Origin of the sequence: Serratia sp. MYb239 (assembly GCF_002966855.1) — a bacterium.
Lineage (GTDB): Bacteria > Pseudomonadota > Gammaproteobacteria > Enterobacterales > Enterobacteriaceae > Serratia_B > Serratia_B rhizosphaerae.
Genome location: NZ_CP023268.1, coordinates 1,786,940 through 1,805,421, shown reverse-complemented (window position 1 = coordinate 1,805,421; position 18,482 = coordinate 1,786,940). Strand labels below are relative to the sequence as shown.

Here is an 18,482-nt window from a genome sequence, read left to right as displayed (position 1 = left end):
ATGACCACACAGGGTAAATTCAAGAAGCAGCTGACGCTCACCGATCTGACATTTATCGGCCTGGGCGCCATTTTTGGCTCCGGCTGGCTGTTCGCCGCCAGCCACGTCTCATCCATCGCCGGCCCGGCGGGGATCTATTCCTGGCTGATCGGCGGGCTGGCGGTGCTGCTGCTCGGCATTGTCTATTGCGAACTGGGCGCGGCGCTGCCGCGCGCCGGCGGCATCATCCGCTATCCGGTATTTTCTCACGGCGAGCTGATGGGCTACCTACTCGGCTTTATCACGCTGATCGCCTTCTCCAGCCTGATCTCGATTGAAATCGTCGCCGCCCGCCAGTACGCCGCCGCCTGGTTTCCCTTCCTCAGCCAGCCGGATTCGGGCGATCCCACGCTGCTCGGCTGGCTGGTGCAGTTGCTCTTGCTGTGCCTGTTCTTCGCGCTCAACTATTACAGCGTGAAGACCTTCGCCAAATCCAACAACTTCATCAGTATTCTGAAATTCCTGGTGCCGCTGCTGGTGATAGTGGTGCTGTTTACCTTCTTTAAGCCGGAAAATCTGCACAGTCAGGGCTTCGCCCCTTACGGCGCAGCCGGCGTGGAGGCGGCAATTTCCGCCGGCGGCATTATTTTCGCCTATCTGGGGCTGACGCCGATTATCTCGGTAGCCAGCGAAGTGCAAAAGCCGCAGCGCACTATTCCCATCGCCCTGATCCTCTCCGTACTGCTCTCGACGGTGATCTATGTCCTGCTGCAGCTGGCTTTTCTCGGCAGCATTCCCTCCGAGATGCTGAGCGGCGGCTGGTCTGGCATCAGCAAGCAGTTCTCGCTGCCCTACCGCGATATCGCCATTACGCTCGGCATGGGCTGGCTGGCGTTTCTGGTGGTCAGCGACGCGATTATCTCCCCCAGCGGCACCGGCAACATCTACATGAACGCCACGCCGCGCGTAGTCTACGGCTGGGCGCGCGCCGGCACCTTTTTTAAAGTTTTTACCCGCGTCGACGGCGAATCCGGCATTCCGCGCCCGGCGCTGTGGCTGACCTTCGCGCTGTCGATCTTCTGGACGCTGCCGTTCCCGTCCTGGGAGCGGCTGATCGGCGTAGTATCCGCCGCGCTGGTGCTGAGCTATGCCATCGCGCCGGTTACTGCCGCCGGGCTGCGCCGCAACGCGCCGGATCTGCAGCGGCCGTTTTTCGTGCGCGGCTTCTGCGTGCTCGGTCCGCTGTCGTTTATTATTTCCGCGCTGATCGTCTACTGGTCCGGCTGGAACACCATTTCCTGGCTGCTTGGCCTGCAGATCCTGATGTTTCTTATCTATATCCTGTTCAAAAAGCAGGTGCCGACACACGCCGTCAGTCTGCGCCAGCAGGTTTACTCCTCACTGTGGCTGGTCGCCTTCTATGCGCTGATCATTATCGTCTCCTATCTGGGCAGTTTCGGCGGCATCGGCGCCATCGGCCACCCATGGGACACCCTGACGGTGGCGGTGATTGCATTGGCGATCTACTACTGGGGCGCCTATACCTGTTTACCTCAGGCAAATTTTGTCGGGGATGAAGAAGAGTAAATAAGGAGGGTACACCATGACGGCAAGCGTACGCCTGACGCTGGATCAGGCCTACCACTTAGCGCAGCGCGCACTACGCAGCAACGGGTTCAGCGCCGAACACGCCGACGCGGTGGCGCAGAACGTCACCGCCGGAGAGCGCGACGGCTGCGCCTCTCACGGGCTGTATCGCATTCTCGGCTGCGTACACTCGCTGCAGATGGGGAAAGTTTCCGCCGATGCCGAACCGGAGCTTATCGACAGCGCCCCCGCCATTATGCGGGTCAACGCCCACGGCGCCTTTTCGTTGGTGGCCTACCGCCGGGCGCTGCCGGCGTTTGTTGACAAAGTAAAACACAACGGCATCGCCGCGCTGGCGATCAACCACTGCGTACACTTCTCGGCGCTGTGGGCCGATATCGAACCGCTGACCGACCAAGGACTGGTGGCGCTGGCCTGTACTCCCAGCCACGCCTGGGTGACGCCGGCCGGCGGCAGCCAGCCGCTGTTCGGCACCAACCCTATCGCCTTTGGCTGGCCGCGCCCCGGGCAGCCGCCTTTTGTGTTTGATATGGCGACCAGCGCCGCGGCGCGCGGCGAGATAGAGCTGCACCGGCGCGCCGGCAAACCGCTGCCGCCTGGCTGGGGAATCGACAAAGAGGGCCGGCCATCAACCGATGCCGCCAGCGTGCTGGCCGGCGCCATGCTGACCTTCGGCGGGCATAAAGGCTCTGCGCTGGCGGCGATGGTGGAATTATTGGCCGGACCGTTAATCGGCGATATGACCAGTAAAGAGTCACTGGCGTTTGATAATCAGACCGGTTCATCGCCTTACGGCGGCGAGTTGATTATCGCCATGGATCCGCAGCGCTTTTTGGGGGAGCAGCAGGCAAGCTATCTGGCCCACGCCGAAACGCTGTTCAACGATATGCGGCAACAGGGCGCACGGCTGCCCGGCGAACGACGTTTTCGCCAGCGCCCGCTGAGCGAGCAGCACGGCATCGAACTGCCGCAGGCGCTGTACGATGAGATTGAGGCGCTGTGCCGTTAAACCGTCCCCCTCTCCCGTCGGGAGAGGGGGTTACGCTTATCTGACCACCATCACCGAGGTTTTGGCATGGCGCACGATCGCCGCAGCGTTGGAGCCGAGCAGATAGGTTTTCACGCTGGGACGCCGTGAGCCGACCACGATCAGGTCAGCGCCGATCTCGTCGGCCAGCTGCAGCACTTCATCACGCGGTGAACCGAAACTGATGGTATAGGACAGACGCTCCAGCGGCAGCTCCATTTCCGAAATGATGTTCTTCAGCTTGTCGATCGCGTTAACTTCCGCCTGATTTTCAAATTCTTTAATGCCGAACGAATAGGCAGTGACAAATGCCGATGCGTCCGGCAACGCATGAAACAGGTGTACCTTGGCGCCCGAAACCTTGGCCAGATACTCCACATGCTTGATTGCGTTGTCCGTCAGTTGCGGCTCTTCAAGATCAACCGGTACTAAAATCATCTGGTACATATGTCATCCCTATTTGGTGGTAGCCCTGTGGCTTCCAGCTTACTGCTGACGACGATGCGGATGAATTGATTTGTCGGTTTTTTGTGATCGGGGGTTAATACTCTTTCACCGCTTGCGCGGCGTTAACAAAAGGCGGGCGAGAAGATCACGCCGGAGGCCGCATACCGCCGCCCCCGGCACAATATTTATGCTTTGGTTTTTTCCAGCTGTTTGACCAGTACATAACGCAACGAGGACGCATCGGCTGGGACATTATCCAGCTCGCTGACGTTTACCTGCAGTTTATAGCGATAGCCGGGGGTAAACTCGAAACCTTCAATCTGGGTGTAAAACAGCTCCCACTGCGCATCCGGCGACTGACGCACCTGCATGCATTTCATCGGCGCGACGCCCACGCAATCCACCAGACGGCTGTTGACGTATAAGGTTTCGTTTTTGCCGGCGGCCGGCGCTGACGCTTCCGGCGACGTTGACGGCTGGCTGCAGCCGGTCAGACCGGCCAGTAATAAGAGCGCTAATGATTTGTTTTTCATTGTTTGTTTCCTCAGAGATCGAAGCGGCATGATAACAACATAGCTCGTCTGCAAACAAAATATAAAACCAGATTTAACGACATATCCAGCCAATCAGATTGATATGAAGACAAAAGGCAGATGAGCCATCTGGTCGTGCCTGATGCTTGAGTTGCTTAAAATTTCGCCACACCACCACGGGTGCCGTAAATTTTGTGCATGACAAGAAATAGGGATAAAAAGCCGCGCATGCGTTCCCCGAGGCAGTAAATTTGCGCCAGATCACCTTTCTGCATTCACGGTGAAACGCAACGGTCATTTTGCGTGGCATCGCACAAATTTGCGGCCTTCTTGCCAGCCTGATCTTAAAAGAAATTGGCTAAGCTGATGATTTGTAGCGGCCTGCCGTTCCGTAGCCAGCGCCGCCTGACGTAAGCCACATTCCGCTGTCGCCACGTCAAACATCAGCACCTGGCGGCGGAAAGGCGCCGGACATCCATTGCCGGCGATACGTTTTTACGCATTAGTTTTTCTCATGCTAGAAATTTAACCTATTGGTATATCAACAAGATAGCGCCCGCAAAGGCTGTTAATTTGCTATGCCGGAAGGTAACCTTGCGTCCTCTGAAGGTCCGATTTACCTCCTGTGTACAAGAAACAATCAACCTTTCCCCTTGGCGTTAAATGTTGTAAACATGTTGCAAAAGGGTGAATTAGTAACACTACCTTAATTCAAACCGGGCAGCCGGATAAACGTATAAGAAAGAGCCAATTTAGAGCTCATAATTTCACTCATGACAGGTAAGACAGGACATCATCAGATGGTAGACCACTCTAAAATTACCGCCGACGCCGCGGAGGCGTCAGACGATCATCTACGCAGAAACCTGACCAACCGCCATATTCAGCTGATCGCCATCGGTGGCGCTATCGGCACCGGTCTGTTTATGGGCTCGGGCAAGACCATCAGTCTGGCCGGTCCTTCCATCATCTTCGTCTATATGATCATCGGCTTTATGCTGTTCTTCGTGATGCGGGCGATGGGCGAGCTGCTGCTGTCCAACCTGCAGTACAAATCCTTCAGCGATTTCGCCGCCGATCTGCTCGGTCCGTGGGCCGGCTTCTTTACCGGCTGGACCTACTGGTTCTGCTGGGTGGTGACCGGGATTGCCGACGTGGTGGCGATCACCGCCTATGCCCAGTTCTGGTTCCCCGGCCTGTCGCAATGGATCGTCTCGCTGCTGTGCGTGCTGGTATTGCTGACGCTCAACCTGGCGACGGTGAAGATGTTCGGTGAGATGGAGTTCTGGTTTGCGATGATCAAAATCGTCGCCATTATCGGCCTGATTATCACCGGGGTAGTGATGATCGCCACCCACTTCCAGTCGCCGAACGGCAGCGTCGCGTCGCTCTCGCACCTGTGGAATGATGGCGGCATGTTCCCGAAAGGCATCAGCGGCTTCTTCGCCGGCTTCCAGATCGCGGTCTTCGCCTTTGTCGGCATCGAACTGGTCGGCACCACCGCCGCCGAAACCAAAGACCCGGAAAAATCGCTGCCGCGCGCCATTAACTCCATTCCGCTGCGCATCATCATGTTCTACGTGTTCTCACTGATCGTCATCATGTCCGTGACGCCGTGGAGTTCCGTGGTGGCTGACAAGAGCCCGTTCGTCGAGCTGTTTATGCTGGTCGGCCTGCCGGCGGCGGCCAGCGTGATTAACTTCGTGGTGCTGACCTCTGCGGCTTCATCCGCCAACAGCGGCGTCTTCTCCACCAGCCGTATGCTGTACGGCCTGGCGCAACAGGGTGACGCGCCGGAATCGTTCGCCAACCTGTCCAAGCGCGCTGTGCCAGCCAACGGCCTGACTTTCTCCTGTATCTGTCTGCTGGGCGGCGTGGTGCTGATTTACCTGATCCCGAACGTGATGACGGTATTTACCCTGGTCACCACCGTCTCCGCCATCCTGTTCATGTTTGTCTGGACGATAATCCTGTGTTCGTACCTGGTGTACCGCAAGCGACGTCCGCAACTGCACCAAAAGTCGATTTACAAAATGCCGGCCGGCAAGCTGATGTGCTGGGTATGCATGGCATTCTTTGCCTTCGTGCTGGTGCTGCTGACCCTGCAGGACGACACGCGCCAGGCGCTGATGGCCACCCCGCTGTGGTTCGTGCTGCTGGGCATCGGCTACCTGATGGCGCGCAACAAAAAAGCAGCCTGACACTGACTGAAAGGGGAGGCTTAGCCTCCCCTGATTCTGTCCTGCTCTAACTCTCCGCCAGCGCCTCGCGCTTTTTCTTCCGTCGAATACGCAATTCGCTGACGATCACCCCCAGCACGATCAATGCCCCGCCCAACAGCGCCGCTCCCGGCAGACGCTCACCGGCAATGCGCCCCACCACGCCGGCCCACACCGGTTCACCGGCGTAAATGACCGTCGCCCGCGTTGGCGAAATACTGCGCTGCGCCCAGTTCATGGTGAGCTGAATCAGGGCGCTGGCGATCCCAAGACCGACGGCGCAGTACAGTAAATAATCGGAATAGGCCGGCACCTTTTCGCCGCTCGGCAGCATCATCATAAAAGAGAGCAGCGATGCGGTCGCCAGCTGAACCACGGTCACCCGTTTGACGTTCACCTTCCCGGCATAGGCGCTGATAAGTATGATTTCCGCCGCCACCGCCACGGTGCTGATCAGCGTAACGGTCTCTCCCAGGCTAAAGCTGACTTCGCTGCCGTTCGGCCCGGCCAGCAGCAGCAGGCCGCTGAAGGCCAGCACAATGCCGATCCACGCCATGACGCCCGGAAAACGCTTGAGCACCAGCCACTGCAGCAGCGGCACCATCGGCACGTACATCGCGGTGATAAACGCCGACTGGCTGCTGCTGATGGTCTGCAAGCCAATACTCTGCAGGCTGTAGCCCACAGCAATCGTCACCCCGATCAGCATCCCGGCCTTGCATTCATACCAGGTCAGCCCGCGCAGGCTGTTCAATGAAAACAGCATTAACGCCAGTGCGGCTGCGCCAAAACGCAGCCCGACAAAAAAGAACGGGCCGCTAACCGTCATGGCGTAATGAATCGCCAGGAACGTACCGCCCCAGATCATGGTAATAACAATCAGGATCGCTTCCTGCGGCCTGATTTTCAGCAACAGGCCTGAAGTAGAAGATGTTTTGCTCATAGATGTCGACTTGCCCTTGATCAACACAACGTGCAATATAATGCACAGATCCTGCCAGTATGAGACATCACGGAAAAATGAGCAATATAGTGCACAATGGTAAACCCGACGCTCCCCAGGTGCTGCAATACCTCAGCAGCAACGTGCGCGGTTATCGTCAGCAGGCAGGGCTGAGTCAAATGGCGCTGGCGACGCAGTCCGGCGTCAGCCGCCGTATGCTGGCAGGCATTGAATCCGGTGAGCGCAACGTCAGCCTGGCGGTGTTGGATAAGCTGGCGGCGGCGCTCGGGGTCACTTTCAGCGATCTGATTCAGGCGCCGGCGGCGCGCGGCAGCCATCTGGTCGGCGAACTGGCCTGGCAAGGCGAGCAGGCGGCCAGCCAGGCGATTTTTACCGCCAGCGTGCCGGCGCGTCAGCGGGTAGAGCTGTGGCAATGGACGCTGATGCCGCACGAGCAGTATCACTCACAGCCCGATGCCGAAGGCTGGCGCGAGATCGTTTATGTCATTGAGGGGTGCCTGACGCTGCTGCTGGAGCAGCAAACCCTGACGCTACACGCCGGCGATACCCACGTCTTCAACAGCGATCAGCAGTATACTTACGCCAACCACGGCGAAAGCCCTTTACGCTTTATCCGCAACGTAACCTTTTAGTCATCCGCCGACTGGCCCTGCAGCCAGTGCAGCAAGGTTTCCACCGCGCTGCCCGGTGCCACCGGCTGCGGCATTAGCAGGCTGTAGCCGCTGCCGTCGTGGCGAAAACCAAACGGCGCCGCCAGCAGCCCGGCGCTGATATCGTCACGTACCTGCTGCCACGGCCCGATCGCCACGCCCAGCCCGGCGACCGCCGCCTGCAGGCTGAAGTAAAAATGCTCAAAACGCTGCTGTGGCATACCCTCAATCGATATCCCCTGCGCCTGCGCCCAATCTGCCCAGGCGTTGGGACGGGTGGCGGTTTGCAACAGCGCCGCATCGTGGCGCAAACGCGGCTCTACCTGGCTGCCTTCAATAAAATGCGTCAGCATTTCCGGCTTGCACACCGGGCCAATTTTTTCACTAAACAGCGGGATGCTGTGTACATTCGCTCCCCAGTCAAAATCATTGCGCCGAATCGCCAGCGTAATGCCATCCTGAAAAGTCACCGCCCCGCCGCCGGCCACCAGCTGTATATGCATCGCCGGATGGGCGCGCAGAAACTCCGGTATGCGCGGAATCAGCCAGCGCATCAGCAGCGTCGGCTCACAGGAGAGCACAATAGGTGCGTTTTGCGCCTGCTGATACAGTTCCTGCACGCTCTGTTCAAGAATATCGAACGCCTGCTGGGTAGCCTGCCACAGTTTACGTCCGGCCGCCGTCAGATAGACCCGGCGGTGACGCCGCTCGAACAGCGCCAGCCCCAGTTCATTCTCCAGCCCCCTCACCGCCCGGCTGATGGCGCCATGGGTCAGGCTCAGGCTATGCGCCGCCAGGGTGAAGCTTTCCAGCCTGGCCGCCGCCTCAAAGCAACGCAGCCCTCCCAGCGAAATATTTCTGCCGATTTTGCGTGAGGTGGACTCACCGATATCGTCAGTTTTCATCGTTTGTCTCCCTGTCCGCGACGTTCAACAATGCTGCCCTGTCCGATCAATAACTTATACAGGCTCACTATGACTGAACTTATTGCCGTCGTCACCCTGACTTTACTCGCCGTTATCAGCCCCGGCCCGGATTTCGCCATGGTATCGCGCAACAGCCTGACCGGCTCACGCGCCTCCGGACTCTACTGCGCGCTGGGTATCGGTCTTGGCGTACTGGTCCATGTGGGATACACGCTGGTTGGCGTCGGCCTGTTGATTCAGCGTTCGCTGTGGCTATTCACCGTGCTGAAATTTATCGGCGCGGCCTACCTGATTTATCTCGGCCTGCAGATGTATCGTCATGCGGCGACGGCGCCGACTCCCGCCGCAACGCCTGCGCACAACATCGGTGAATGGCGCGCACTGAAAACCGGGTTTCTGACCAATGTGCTGAACCCCAAAACCACCATTTTCATCGTCAGTCTGTTTATGCAGGTGGTTAATCCGCAAAGCTCACTGACGGTGCAGATCGGTTACGGGCTGTTTATCTCGGTGACGCATATACTGTGGTTTGGCGCCGTGGCGCTGTTCTTTTCCTCCCCGGCCATCAGCACGCGTTTTCTGCGCCTGCGCAGCGGCATCGACCGTCTGTTCGGCGGGCTGTTAATCACGTTCGGCGCGCTGCTGGCGCTGAGTAACCTGAGCCGCTGACGCTACCCGCGCCGGGACAAACGCAGATAACATAATTTTTATGATATTTTTATATCGTCCGCGCTATTCTATATCTACTTCTATCAATGTGTTGACGCACAGTCCTTCGGCAACCCGGGCGCAAGCATGGTTAAAACAAAACAACTGGTTATTGTTGTTCATCTTTGCAGTTTTTTGGTGGTTCTCTACAGCCTTTCCATGATTCCCCCGTTATTAATGGCGTTGCTCTACAAAGAAAAAAGCATCTTCTCTTTTTTCTATACGTTGGTGATCGCCGCATCGGTCGGCGGCCTCGGCTGGTTCAGTAGCCGCCAGTCGAAGGTGCAGTTGCGCACCCAGGACGGCTTTTTGATCATCGTGCTGTTCTGGCTGCTGTTTTCCATTATCAGCGCCCTGCCGCTGTGGCTCGACGATACGATAAACATCAGCCTGGTGGATGCGATGTTCGAGGGGATATCCGGCATCACCACTACCGGCGCGTCGGTGCTGAACGACGTCTCCTCGGTGCCGAAGTCTTTCCTTTACTATCGCGCGCAGCTGAATTTTGTCGGCGGTTTGGGGATTATCGTACTGGCGGTGGCGGTGCTGCCGCTGCTGGGGATCGGCGGTGCCAAACTGTATCAGTCGGAAATGCCCGGCCCGTTTAAAGAGGAGCGTCTGACGCCACGCCTGGCCGATACGGCCAAAAATCTGTGGCTGATTTATCTCGGACTCGGGTTACTGTGCACCCTGGCGTTTCGCCTGGCCGGCATGCCCTGGTTCGATGCCCTGTGTCACGCGCTGTCCACCGTGTCGCTGGGCGGTTTTTCCACCCGTAATGAGAGCCTGGGCTATTTCGACAGCGCGCCGATCGAGCTGGTCGGCGGCATTTTCTCCGTACTGGCGGCCATCAATTTCACCCTGTTCTTCGTCGCCATCAGCCGCCGCAGCCTGAAGCCGCTCCTCCGCAATCCCGAACTGCGCTTTTTCCTGCTGGTTCTGGCCATCATCGTGGCCATTGTGGTGGCCGAACTGTACCGCTCCGGGATGTACGGCATCAAAGACGCGCTGGTGCACGGCTTTTTCCTCACCAGTTCAATGATGACCGATAACGGCCTCGCCACCGCCGACTACGCCAAAACGCCGACCAACGCCATCCTGCTGCTGCTCGGCGCCAGTTTCTTCGGCGGCTGCGTGGGCTCAACCTGCGGCGGGATTAAAGCGCTGCGCTTTCTGATTATGTATAAAGTGAGCCGTCACGAGGTCAACCAGCTGGTGCACCCCAACGCCATTTTCACCATCAAGGTTGGCGACGCCTCCGTGCACGATCGCGTACTGCGATCGGTATGGAGCTTTTTCTTTCTGTACGTGCTGTTCAGCTGTCTGTTCGTCTGGGCGCTGAACCTGATGGGCTATGACATGATGACCGCGTTCGCTACCGTCGCCGCCTGCATCAACAATATGGGCCTGGGATTTGGCGAAACGGCGGCCGGCTTCGGCACGCTCTCCGATCCCGCCAAATGGCTGATGTGCGCCGCCATGCTGCTGGGACGCCTGGAGATTTACCCGATTCTGATTTTATGCTCCCGCACCTTCTGGCGTTTCTGATGGCCACCGCCTGTCGGCATTGTCGACAGGCAACCTTCATTTCAATTTAAAAACAACAAGTTAAAAAACCTCAAAGCCCGTAAATTCAAGTTATGTCAATTTTAGTGTATACTCCTCCAGCACTATTTTTCTGGCGTACTCACGCTATTTTCTCTGGAGTTGTTATTTCCAACTACTCGCTTTATCCCAGATAATTTGGACTTGCATCACGACGGTAAGGGAGCGCATCTCAATGAAGCAATAATTTGGGTGCAACCGTCTGCAACACAGATGCAGTTTCAAGCATAAAGGGGATATCACTCCCTAACGGACTAGAAGGTATTCTATGAGCCAAAACGACACTGAAAACGTGGCACGTCGTAGCCATATCAATCCTCCGGTATTTTTCATTTCCGCCGCACTGATCATCGTCCTGGTGGCGTTTGCCGCGCTCTATCCCGAGCTGGCCGATCGTAAATTCAAAGCACTACAACAAGGAATATTCACCAACGCCAGCTGGTTCTACATCCTGGCGGTCGCGCTGATTCTGCTCAGCGTCACCTATCTGGGCCTGTCGCGTTACGGCAACATCAAGCTGGGGCCGGATCACGCCCAGCCGGACTTCAGCTATGTCTCCTGGTTCGCCATGCTGTTTTCCGCCGGTATGGGTATCGGCCTGATGTTCTTCGGCGTCGCCGAACCGGTGATGCACTACCTTTCTCCGCCAGTCGGCACGCCGGAAACGGTGGAGGCGGCAAAACAGGCCATGCGTCTGACCTTCTTCCACTGGGGCCTGCACGCCTGGGCGATTTACGCCATCGTGGCGCTGATCCTGGCGTTCTTCAGCTACCGTCACGGCCTGCCGCTGACGCTGCGCTCGGCGCTGTACCCGATTATCGGCGACCGCATCTACGGGCCGCTGGGCCATGCGGTGGATATCTTCGCCGTTATCGGTACCGTTTTCGGCGTCGCCACCTCGCTGGGCTACGGCGTGCTGCAGGTCAACGCCGGCCTGAACCATCTGTTCGGCCTGCCGATCAATGAAACGGTGCAGGTGGTGCTGATCGTGGTGATCACCGGGCTGGCGACGCTGTCGGTGGTATCCGGGCTGGACAAGGGCATCCGCATCCTGTCCGAACTGAACCTCAGCCTGGCGATCCTGCTGCTGGTGCTGGTCGGTATCCTCGGCCCGACCGTGCTGCTGCTGAAATCCTTTGTGGAAAATACCGGCGGCTACCTGTCTGAAATCGTCAGCAAAACCTTTAACCTGTACGCTTACGAACCGAAATCCAGCAACTGGCTGGGTGGCTGGACGCTGCTGTACTGGGGCTGGTGGCTCTCCTGGTCGCCGTTTGTCGGTATGTTTATCGCCCGCGTTTCCCGCGGCCGCACCATCCGCGAATTCGTTACCGGCGTGCTGTTTGTTCCGGCCGGCTTCACCCTGCTGTGGATGACCTTCTTCGGCAACAGCGCCATCCATCTGATTATGGCTGAAGGCGCGCGCGATCTGGCGACAACGGTGCAGACCGACGTCTCGCTGGCGCTGTTTAACTTCCTTGAGCACTTCCCGTTCGCCAATATCCTGTCGTTTATCGCCATGGCGATGGTGGTGGTGTTCTTCGTCACCTCGGCGGACTCCGGCGCTATGGTGGTTGATACGCTGGCTTCGGGCGGTTCCGACAAAACGCCAATCTGGCAGCGTATCTTCTGGGCCGCGCTGATGGGCGTAGTGGCGATTGCACTGCTGGTTGCCGGCGGCCTGAGCGCACTGCAGACGGTCACCATCGCCAGCGCCCTGCCGTTCTCCATCATCCTGCTGATCTCGATTTACGGGCTGCTGAAAGCGCTGCGGGTCGACGCCCATAAGCGCGACAGCCAGACCACCACCACCATCGCACCGACCGCTGCGCGCAACCCGATCTCCTGGCAGCGACGCCTGCGCAATATCGCCTACTTCCCGAAACGCTCGCACGTGAAGCGCTTTGTCAGCGAAGTGGTGCACCCGGCGATGACGCTGGTGGAAGCCGAGCTGGTAAAACAGAGCACCGAATCCTCCATCGACGACTCGCAGGACGACCGTATTCGCTTTGAAGTGGATTTAGGCGACGACCTGAACTTTGTGTATGAAGTGCGTCTGCGCGCCTATATTCAGCCGGCCTTCGCCCTGGCGGGGCTGAACGATGAAGAGCGGGACGAAGAGCACAAGTACTACCGTGCGGAAATCCACCTGAAGGAAGGCGGCCAGGATTATGACGTGATGGGCTGGACGCAAGAACAGATCATCCACGATATTCTCGACCAGTATGAGAAGCACCTGCACTTCCTGCATCTGGTACGGTAAAACGCTACCTCAACCGCCCCTCCCGGGGCGGTTTTTTTTCGCCTCAACGCCTCTCTTTTATGTATCCCCAACAACACATCACCAACATCAATGTGTTGCATTGTTGTATTCATAACGCTGCGATAGGTTAAAAACACTGTAAATAAATACAGTATTTCTTAACTTATTTGAGGATGCCACCATGCGTTTGAACCAACTTTTCTCCCTGTTCGCCATACTCGTCAGCGCGCAAACCTTCGCCGCTACGCCCGAATCAATCGACAACTGCGCCGTCGGCTGCCCGACCGGCGGCAGCACCAACGTGTCAATCGTGCGCCACGCCTACACGCTGAATAACAACAGCAGCACCAAATTCGCCAACTGGGTGGCCTACCACATCACCAAAGATACGCTGGCCAGCGGCAAAAGCCGCAGCTGGAAAACCGACCCCGCGCTGGAGCCGCAGGACACTCTGGCCCCGGCCGACTACACCGGCGCCAACGCCGCGCTGCAGGTGGATCGCGGCCATCAGGCGCCGCTGGCCTCGCTGGCGAACGTGTCGGACTGGGAATCGCTGAACTATCTCTCCAATATCACGCCGCAAAAATCCGCGCTCAATCAGGGATCCTGGGCGGCGCTGGAAGAGCAGGAACGCAAACTGATCGCCCGCGCCGACGTCAGTTCGGTGTATACCGTCACCGGCCCGCTGTATGAGCGCGAGATCGGCAAACTGCCAGGCACCGACAAATCACACACCATTCCCAGCGGCTACTGGAAGGTGATTTTTATCAACAACAGCCCGGAGGTGAACCACTACGCCGCCTTTATCTTTGATCAGAATACCCCGCGCGACGCCGACTTCTGCCAGTTCCGCACCACCGTCAGCGAAGTGGAAAAACGCAGCGGCCTGATTTTATGGGCCGGTCTGCCGGATACGGTACAGGAAAAACTGAAGGCCAAGCCAGGCGTCCTGCCCGAACTGATGGGCTGCCAGGCCTAACCCGGCGGAACCACGGCGGGGGCACATGCTCCCGCCAATCAGAAAACTTAAATCTGGTAATCAATCACCGGTTCAAGCTGCGCGGAAAACACCTGATCTTTAATCTCCGTCAGCGTCAGCGTCGGATTGCACAGCTGAATAAAACGCCAGGCGTAGTTGCGCTGCAGCTGGCTGCGCTTAAGCCCCAGCCAGACGGTATTCGGCTCAAACAGGTGTTCGGCATTGAGGCTGACCAGCCCGCGATCGCGCTCTTTCTCGTACGACATATCGGCCAGCACTCCTACCCCCAGTCCCAGCTCCACATAGGTTTTAATTACGTCGGAATCCTGCGCGCTGAGGGCGATGTCCGGCGTCAGCCCCGCCGCCTTAAACGCCGCATCAAGGCGTGAACGCCCGGTAATCCCCTGCCGGTAGGTAATCAGCGGCTGGGTGCTTAACTGCTCCAGCGTCAGCGGCCCTGCCTGCGTCAACGGATGGTTTTCCGGCACCAGAATTGCGTGGTGCCAGCGGTAATACGGAAACGCCGCCAGCGCGTCATCGTTCATCAGACGCTCGCTGGCAATGCCGATATCCGCCTCCCCGGAAGCCAGCATGGCGACAATTTCTTCCGGCGTACCCTGATTCAGCACCACCCGTACGCGCGGATACAGCGTGCGGAACTCCTTAATCACCCGCGGCAGACTGTAGCGCGCCTGAGTATGGGTGGTGGCGATATGCAGCTGCCCACTGTCGTTGCTGCTGAACACATCCGCCAGCCGGCGAATATTATTGGCGTCGTTCAAAATACGCTCGGCCACCACCAGCAATTCCTTGCCCGGTTCAGTCATCCCCAACAGGCGTTTTCCGCGGCGAATAAATATTTCGATGCCCAACTCTTCTTCCAGCTCGCGAATATGCCGACTGACCCCCGACTGCGAAGTAAATAAGGTATTGGCCACTTCGGTCAGATTGTAATTACGACGGGCCGATTCCCGAATAATTTTTAATTGTTGGAAATTCATCCTGTCCCCCATTGCACACGATTTCCCAATATTGATACGGGGACGGCGACAGGCTCACAAATAAGAAATAACCTTTAGTTATGCTTTTTCACGATAAGTCGCCAAGCAAACGCCGCATCCTGTCGGTGTAAAAAACGAGGGCAATAAAAAGTCAGGAAAAATAACGAGATAGATAACCATAAATAAAGGGCGGTTTATTTACCGCCCTTGCTGATGGTTATTAAATATAGAGATTGGATATAATCAAACGCGTCGTCGCTTCAGCCGGCAACCGGCGTATGCTGCTGCAGCCACTGACGCACGCTGCTGGCCAGCTCGCCAATGGCGTCATCACGCATGCCGTGGTTTTTCAATTCGCGGTCGAGCGCAAACAGATACTGGGCGTTGGTGCCCAGCGGGCCGCTGGCGCTGGCAATCAGCGGCGTGACCACCTGATGACAGGTGTCCGCTTCAAACAGCGGATGTTGCGCGTCCATCACAAACGCCAGCGCGGTGATCTTCCGGCCGCCGTCCAGCGCCAGTTCACACCAAGTCGGCAGATAACAGCCGGTCACCATTTCACGTTTCCACAGCAGCGCCAGCTCGTCATCCAGATGCGCTTCCGGCAGGCGGAAAGCCAGGCCGCTGGTCTCCCCGCCGGCTTTCAACGCCAGCATGCGCCCGGGCTGATGCTGGGTGCCGCGCCCGGCGGTCAGGCGCAGACAGAACGCCCGGTGCCAACCCTGCAGGGTAGCGGGCTGCACCTCTTCCGCTTCAAAAATCGGGTTCCACATCAGCGAGCCGTAGCCAAAGACCCAGACCGGGCCGCTGTCCGGCCGCTGCGCCAGCGTGTGCGCCAGCGATTCTGCCCGCTGTTCCGGCGTCAGCAACAGCGTCTCTTCAATCGTACCAAATGCCGTTTTGCAATCTGCCTGTTGCAGAAAATCTCGCGTTAACACCGATCAACCTCCCGGGTAGCAGCACCAGCGCTCCCCTTCGCCACTGATTTAAACATATCGCTATCTGTACGGAATTTTATTAGTTCACTATTTGTCCGCCAGATAATGACACTATTCTTTTCCGCAGCGGCAATCAAGTCTGCGGCGCTTTTTAGCCGGCAAAAGTATTTGTACACAGCAGCAATAATATTTCCCCCCTTGCCAGTCAGACAGATAAACCGCATATATCGGCTCAACGCCACCGGGCAAAAATATCCCGCAACGTTATTCGGGAAGTAAACCACGGCCTTGGCAAACGGTGCGCCATTAATTGGCAACGATTCTCATTATCAATGGTCGTGGTATACTGCCGCCACAACGACAACAGGAGAACGCCGTGACTACCGAAGCACCCCGCACCCGCGCCCCCTATTTAATCAGCGTTGCCCGCGTTCATGACGTAACGCCGCACCTGCGTCGCATCACCTTTTATGCCGACGATTTACAGTATTACCCGGCCAACGCCGCCGCGGCGCATATCAAAGTCTTTCTGCCGCGCGCCGGGCAAAGCCAGCCCGATCTGCCGCGCCTGACCGAAAATGGCCCGGTCTGGGCGGCGGACGCCGTACGCCCGCTGGTGCGCACCTACTCCGTACGCGCCATTCGCCCGGAACAGGGTGAAATCGATATTGAATTCGCCATGCACGACCATAACGGCCCGGCGGTCAGCTTCGCCCGTAACGCCAAAGCCGGCGACATCATCGGCATCAGCAATCCCGGCGGGCCGAAACCGATGCTGCCGGAGGCTGACTTTTACTGTCTGGCGGGCGATCCCTCATCGCTGCCGGCCATCGCCGCCCTGCTGGAAAATCTGCCGGCGCGCAGCGAAGGACACGCCTTTATCCGCGTCGACAGCAGCGCCGATGCCCTCGACCTGCGCAAACCGGCCGGTTTTGAGCTGAGCTGGATTATCGGCGGCACCGATAAAACCGCAGCGCTGATTACCCAGTTCTGCGCGCAGCCACTGCCCGCCGGCCATACGCATTTCTGGCTGGCCGGCGAGGATCAACTGGTGGTCACCCTGCGTCGCTACCTTCGCCGCGAGCGTCAATGTGAGCGTAATCAGCTTTATGCAGTACCTTACTGGCGTGAGGGGCTAAATGAAGAGGGTTATCATGAGACACGCCATGAAATCATGGACAATATTGATTCCTGATACGTTCAACCTGCGTGTATTGACGAGGAAATTCTTCGTTAACTGATTTTTTTAGCGGGTTAATGATAAAAAATCGCTTAGCTGCGTAAAAGTAAGTAAAAAAAACCGCATCCCCTGCGGTTTTTTTGTTACCCTATGTCACATAAAGCAAGTTTTTTCTTGCTCATAACACCACAACATCACTATTCCCACGGTGCAATCCAGTCAGCATATCCTATGATTAAGTATCTTCCGTGATACGCGAAATCGTCGGTTATACAGATGATTAGCACACAGCCGGGAACCTGCAGTTCGAGAAAGGAGACGTACCATCCATGAAGTCGCAACACGATCCTGGCCGATCTAAATCCCGCCATACCGAGTATTCCCTGATTTTTCCGATCGCTGCGCTGGTTGTCTTGAACCTGTGGAGCGACACCAGCAACTTCCCGCTGATCGTCGGCATTAATATTCTCGCTCTGTTCGGTATTCTGAGCAGTGCCTTCAGCGTCGTGCGCCATGCCGACGTGTTGGCCCACCGCCTGGGCGAACCCTACGGCTCGCTGATCCTCAGCCTGTCGGTGGTGATCCTGGAGGTCAGCCTGATCTCCGCGCTGATGGCGACCGGCGATGCCGCGCCGGCCCTGATGCGCGACACCCTATATTCCATCATCATGATCGTCACCGCCGGTCTGGTGGGCTTTGCCCTGCTGCTGGGCGGACGTAAATTCGCCACCCAGTACGTCAACCTCGGCGGCATCAAACAGTATCTGATGGCGATTTTCCCGCTGGCGGTGATCGTGCTGGTGCTGCCCAGCGCCCTGCCGGGCGGCAATTTCAGCACCGGCCAGTCGCTGCTGGTCGCCATGATCTCCGCCGCCATGTACGGCGTGTTCCTGCTGATCCAGACGAAAACGCACCAAAATCTGTTTGTCTACGAGCATGAAGACGACGATGGCGACCCGCACCACGGAAAACCGTCCTCCCACAGCAGCCTGTGGCACGCCGCCTGGCTGGTGGTGCATCTGGTGGCGGTGATCGCGGTGACCAAATTCAATGCCGGCCCGCTGGAAGGCCTGCTGACCAAAGTGAACGCGCCGGCTCAGTTCACCGGCTTCCTGGTAGCGCTGCTGATCCTGTCGCCGGAAGGCCTGGGCGCCCTGCGCGCCGTGCTGAACAACCAGGTGCAGCGCGCCATGAATCTGTTCTTCGGTTCGGTGCTGGCGACTATTTCCCTGACGGTGCCGGCGGTAACCATTATCGCCACGTTGACCGGCCAGACGCTGATCTTCGGCCTGCAGGCGCCGCATATGGTGGTAATGCTGACGGTGCTGATCCTGTGCCAGATTTCCTTCTCCACCGGCCGCACCAACGTGCTGAACGGCACCGCCCACCTGGCGCTGTTCGCCGCCTATATGCTGACCATCTTCGCCTGATCCCGACGATAACGGCATGAAAAAA

17 protein-coding genes are annotated in these 18,482 nt (G+C 57.7%); 10 read left to right on the top strand and 7 right to left on the bottom strand.

Annotated features, from left to right (window positions below; translation table 11 throughout):
* Entirely contained in the window at positions 1-1,566 is a 1,566-nt protein-coding gene (locus CLM71_RS08505) for an APC family permease (RefSeq protein WP_105230624.1), read from the top strand.
* Positions 1,567-1,582: 16 nt separating this feature from the next.
* Positions 1,583-2,596, top strand: a complete 1,014-nt coding sequence (locus tag CLM71_RS08500) for an Ldh family oxidoreductase (protein ID WP_105230623.1) — start codon at positions 1,583-1,585, stop codon at positions 2,594-2,596.
* A 36-nt stretch (positions 2,597-2,632) separates the two neighbouring features.
* Here the strand turns inward: CLM71_RS08500 and CLM71_RS08495 are convergent, their stop codons facing one another.
* The gene (locus CLM71_RS08495; protein ID WP_105230622.1) at positions 2,633-3,061 is read right to left on the bottom strand and encodes a universal stress protein; all 429 of its coding nucleotides are present in this window, start codon (positions 3,059-3,061) and stop codon (positions 2,633-2,635) included.
* Between the two features lie 185 nt (positions 3,062-3,246).
* Positions 3,247-3,594 (bottom strand): DUF4377 domain-containing protein, encoded by a 348-nt coding sequence (locus tag CLM71_RS08490; protein WP_105230621.1) that lies wholly within the window; start codon positions 3,592-3,594, stop codon positions 3,247-3,249.
* A gap of 800 nt (positions 3,595-4,394) precedes the next feature.
* On the opposite strand from CLM71_RS08490, the gene cycA reads away from it, so the two are divergent.
* Complete coding sequence (cycA, locus tag CLM71_RS08485) at positions 4,395-5,795, top strand: D-serine/D-alanine/glycine transporter (protein ID WP_105230620.1); 1,401 nt, start codon at positions 4,395-4,397, stop codon at positions 5,793-5,795.
* A 46-nt stretch (positions 5,796-5,841) separates the two neighbouring features.
* On the opposite strand, the gene CLM71_RS08480 is transcribed toward cycA, so the two are convergent.
* Complete coding sequence (locus CLM71_RS08480; protein WP_105230619.1) at positions 5,842-6,756, bottom strand: DMT family transporter; 915 nt, start codon at positions 6,754-6,756, stop codon at positions 5,842-5,844.
* A gap of 77 nt (positions 6,757-6,833) precedes the next feature.
* Between CLM71_RS08480 and CLM71_RS08475 the strand changes: the two genes are divergently transcribed.
* A complete protein-coding gene (locus tag CLM71_RS08475) occupies positions 6,834-7,409 on the top strand; it encodes a helix-turn-helix domain-containing protein (protein WP_105230618.1) in 576 nt (191 codons plus the stop codon).
* On the opposite strand, the gene CLM71_RS08470 is transcribed toward CLM71_RS08475, so the two are convergent.
* Entirely contained in the window at positions 7,406-8,332 is a 927-nt protein-coding gene (locus tag CLM71_RS08470; protein ID WP_105230617.1) for a LysR family transcriptional regulator, read from the bottom strand. The genes CLM71_RS08475 and CLM71_RS08470 overlap by 4 nt on opposite strands.
* A 69-nt stretch (positions 8,333-8,401) precedes the next feature.
* Between CLM71_RS08470 and CLM71_RS08465 the strand changes: the two genes are divergently transcribed.
* The 4 genes from CLM71_RS08465 to CLM71_RS08450 all read left to right on the top strand — a co-directional run bounded on the left by CLM71_RS08465 (position 8,402) and on the right by CLM71_RS08450 (position 13,908).
* Entirely contained in the window at positions 8,402-9,022 is a 621-nt protein-coding gene (locus CLM71_RS08465) for a LysE family translocator (protein ID WP_105230616.1), read from the top strand.
* 126 nt (positions 9,023-9,148) lie between these two features.
* Complete coding sequence (locus CLM71_RS08460; RefSeq protein WP_105230615.1) at positions 9,149-10,609, top strand: TrkH family potassium uptake protein; 1,461 nt, start codon at positions 9,149-9,151, stop codon at positions 10,607-10,609.
* Between the two features lie 325 nt (positions 10,610-10,934).
* Positions 10,935-12,929 carry a choline BCCT transporter BetT gene (locus CLM71_RS08455; RefSeq protein WP_105230614.1) on the top strand — a complete coding sequence of 665 codons (1,995 nt, stop codon included), beginning with the start codon at positions 10,935-10,937 and terminating at the stop codon, positions 12,927-12,929.
* Between the two features lie 181 nt (positions 12,930-13,110).
* The gene (locus CLM71_RS08450; RefSeq protein ID WP_105230613.1) at positions 13,111-13,908 is read left to right on the top strand and encodes a DNA/RNA non-specific endonuclease; all 798 of its coding nucleotides are present in this window, start codon (positions 13,111-13,113) and stop codon (positions 13,906-13,908) included.
* A 47-nt stretch (positions 13,909-13,955) separates the two neighbouring features.
* Here the strand turns inward: CLM71_RS08450 and cbl are convergent, their stop codons facing one another.
* The 3 genes from cbl to CLM71_RS08435 all read right to left on the bottom strand — a co-directional run bounded on the left by cbl (position 13,956) and on the right by CLM71_RS08435 (position 16,164).
* Positions 13,956-14,909 carry an HTH-type transcriptional regulator Cbl gene (gene cbl / locus CLM71_RS08445; protein WP_105230612.1) on the bottom strand — a complete coding sequence of 318 codons (954 nt, stop codon included), beginning with the start codon at positions 14,907-14,909 and terminating at the stop codon, positions 13,956-13,958.
* 260 nt (positions 14,910-15,169) lie between these two features.
* Positions 15,170-15,847 carry a gamma-glutamylcyclotransferase gene (locus CLM71_RS08440; RefSeq protein WP_105230611.1) on the bottom strand — a complete coding sequence of 226 codons (678 nt, stop codon included), beginning with the start codon at positions 15,845-15,847 and terminating at the stop codon, positions 15,170-15,172.
* On the bottom strand, positions 15,841-16,164 hold the full coding sequence (locus tag CLM71_RS08435; protein ID WP_105230610.1) for a hypothetical protein: 324 nt from the start codon (positions 16,162-16,164) through the stop codon (positions 15,841-15,843). Before CLM71_RS08435 ends, CLM71_RS08440 begins: the two co-directional genes overlap by 7 nt.
* Positions 16,165-16,223: 59 nt before the next feature.
* Here CLM71_RS08435 and CLM71_RS08430 point away from each other — a divergent pair, with 59 nt between their 5' ends.
* Together CLM71_RS08430 and chaA are read left to right on the top strand one after the other, a co-directional pair.
* Entirely contained in the window at positions 16,224-17,042 is an 819-nt protein-coding gene (locus CLM71_RS08430; RefSeq protein WP_105230609.1) for a siderophore-interacting protein, read from the top strand.
* A gap of 314 nt (positions 17,043-17,356) precedes the next feature.
* Positions 17,357-18,457 carry a sodium-potassium/proton antiporter ChaA gene (chaA, locus tag CLM71_RS08425; RefSeq protein ID WP_105230608.1) on the top strand — a complete coding sequence of 367 codons (1,101 nt, stop codon included), beginning with the start codon at positions 17,357-17,359 and terminating at the stop codon, positions 18,455-18,457.
* Positions 18,458-18,482: the final 25 nt, after the last annotated feature.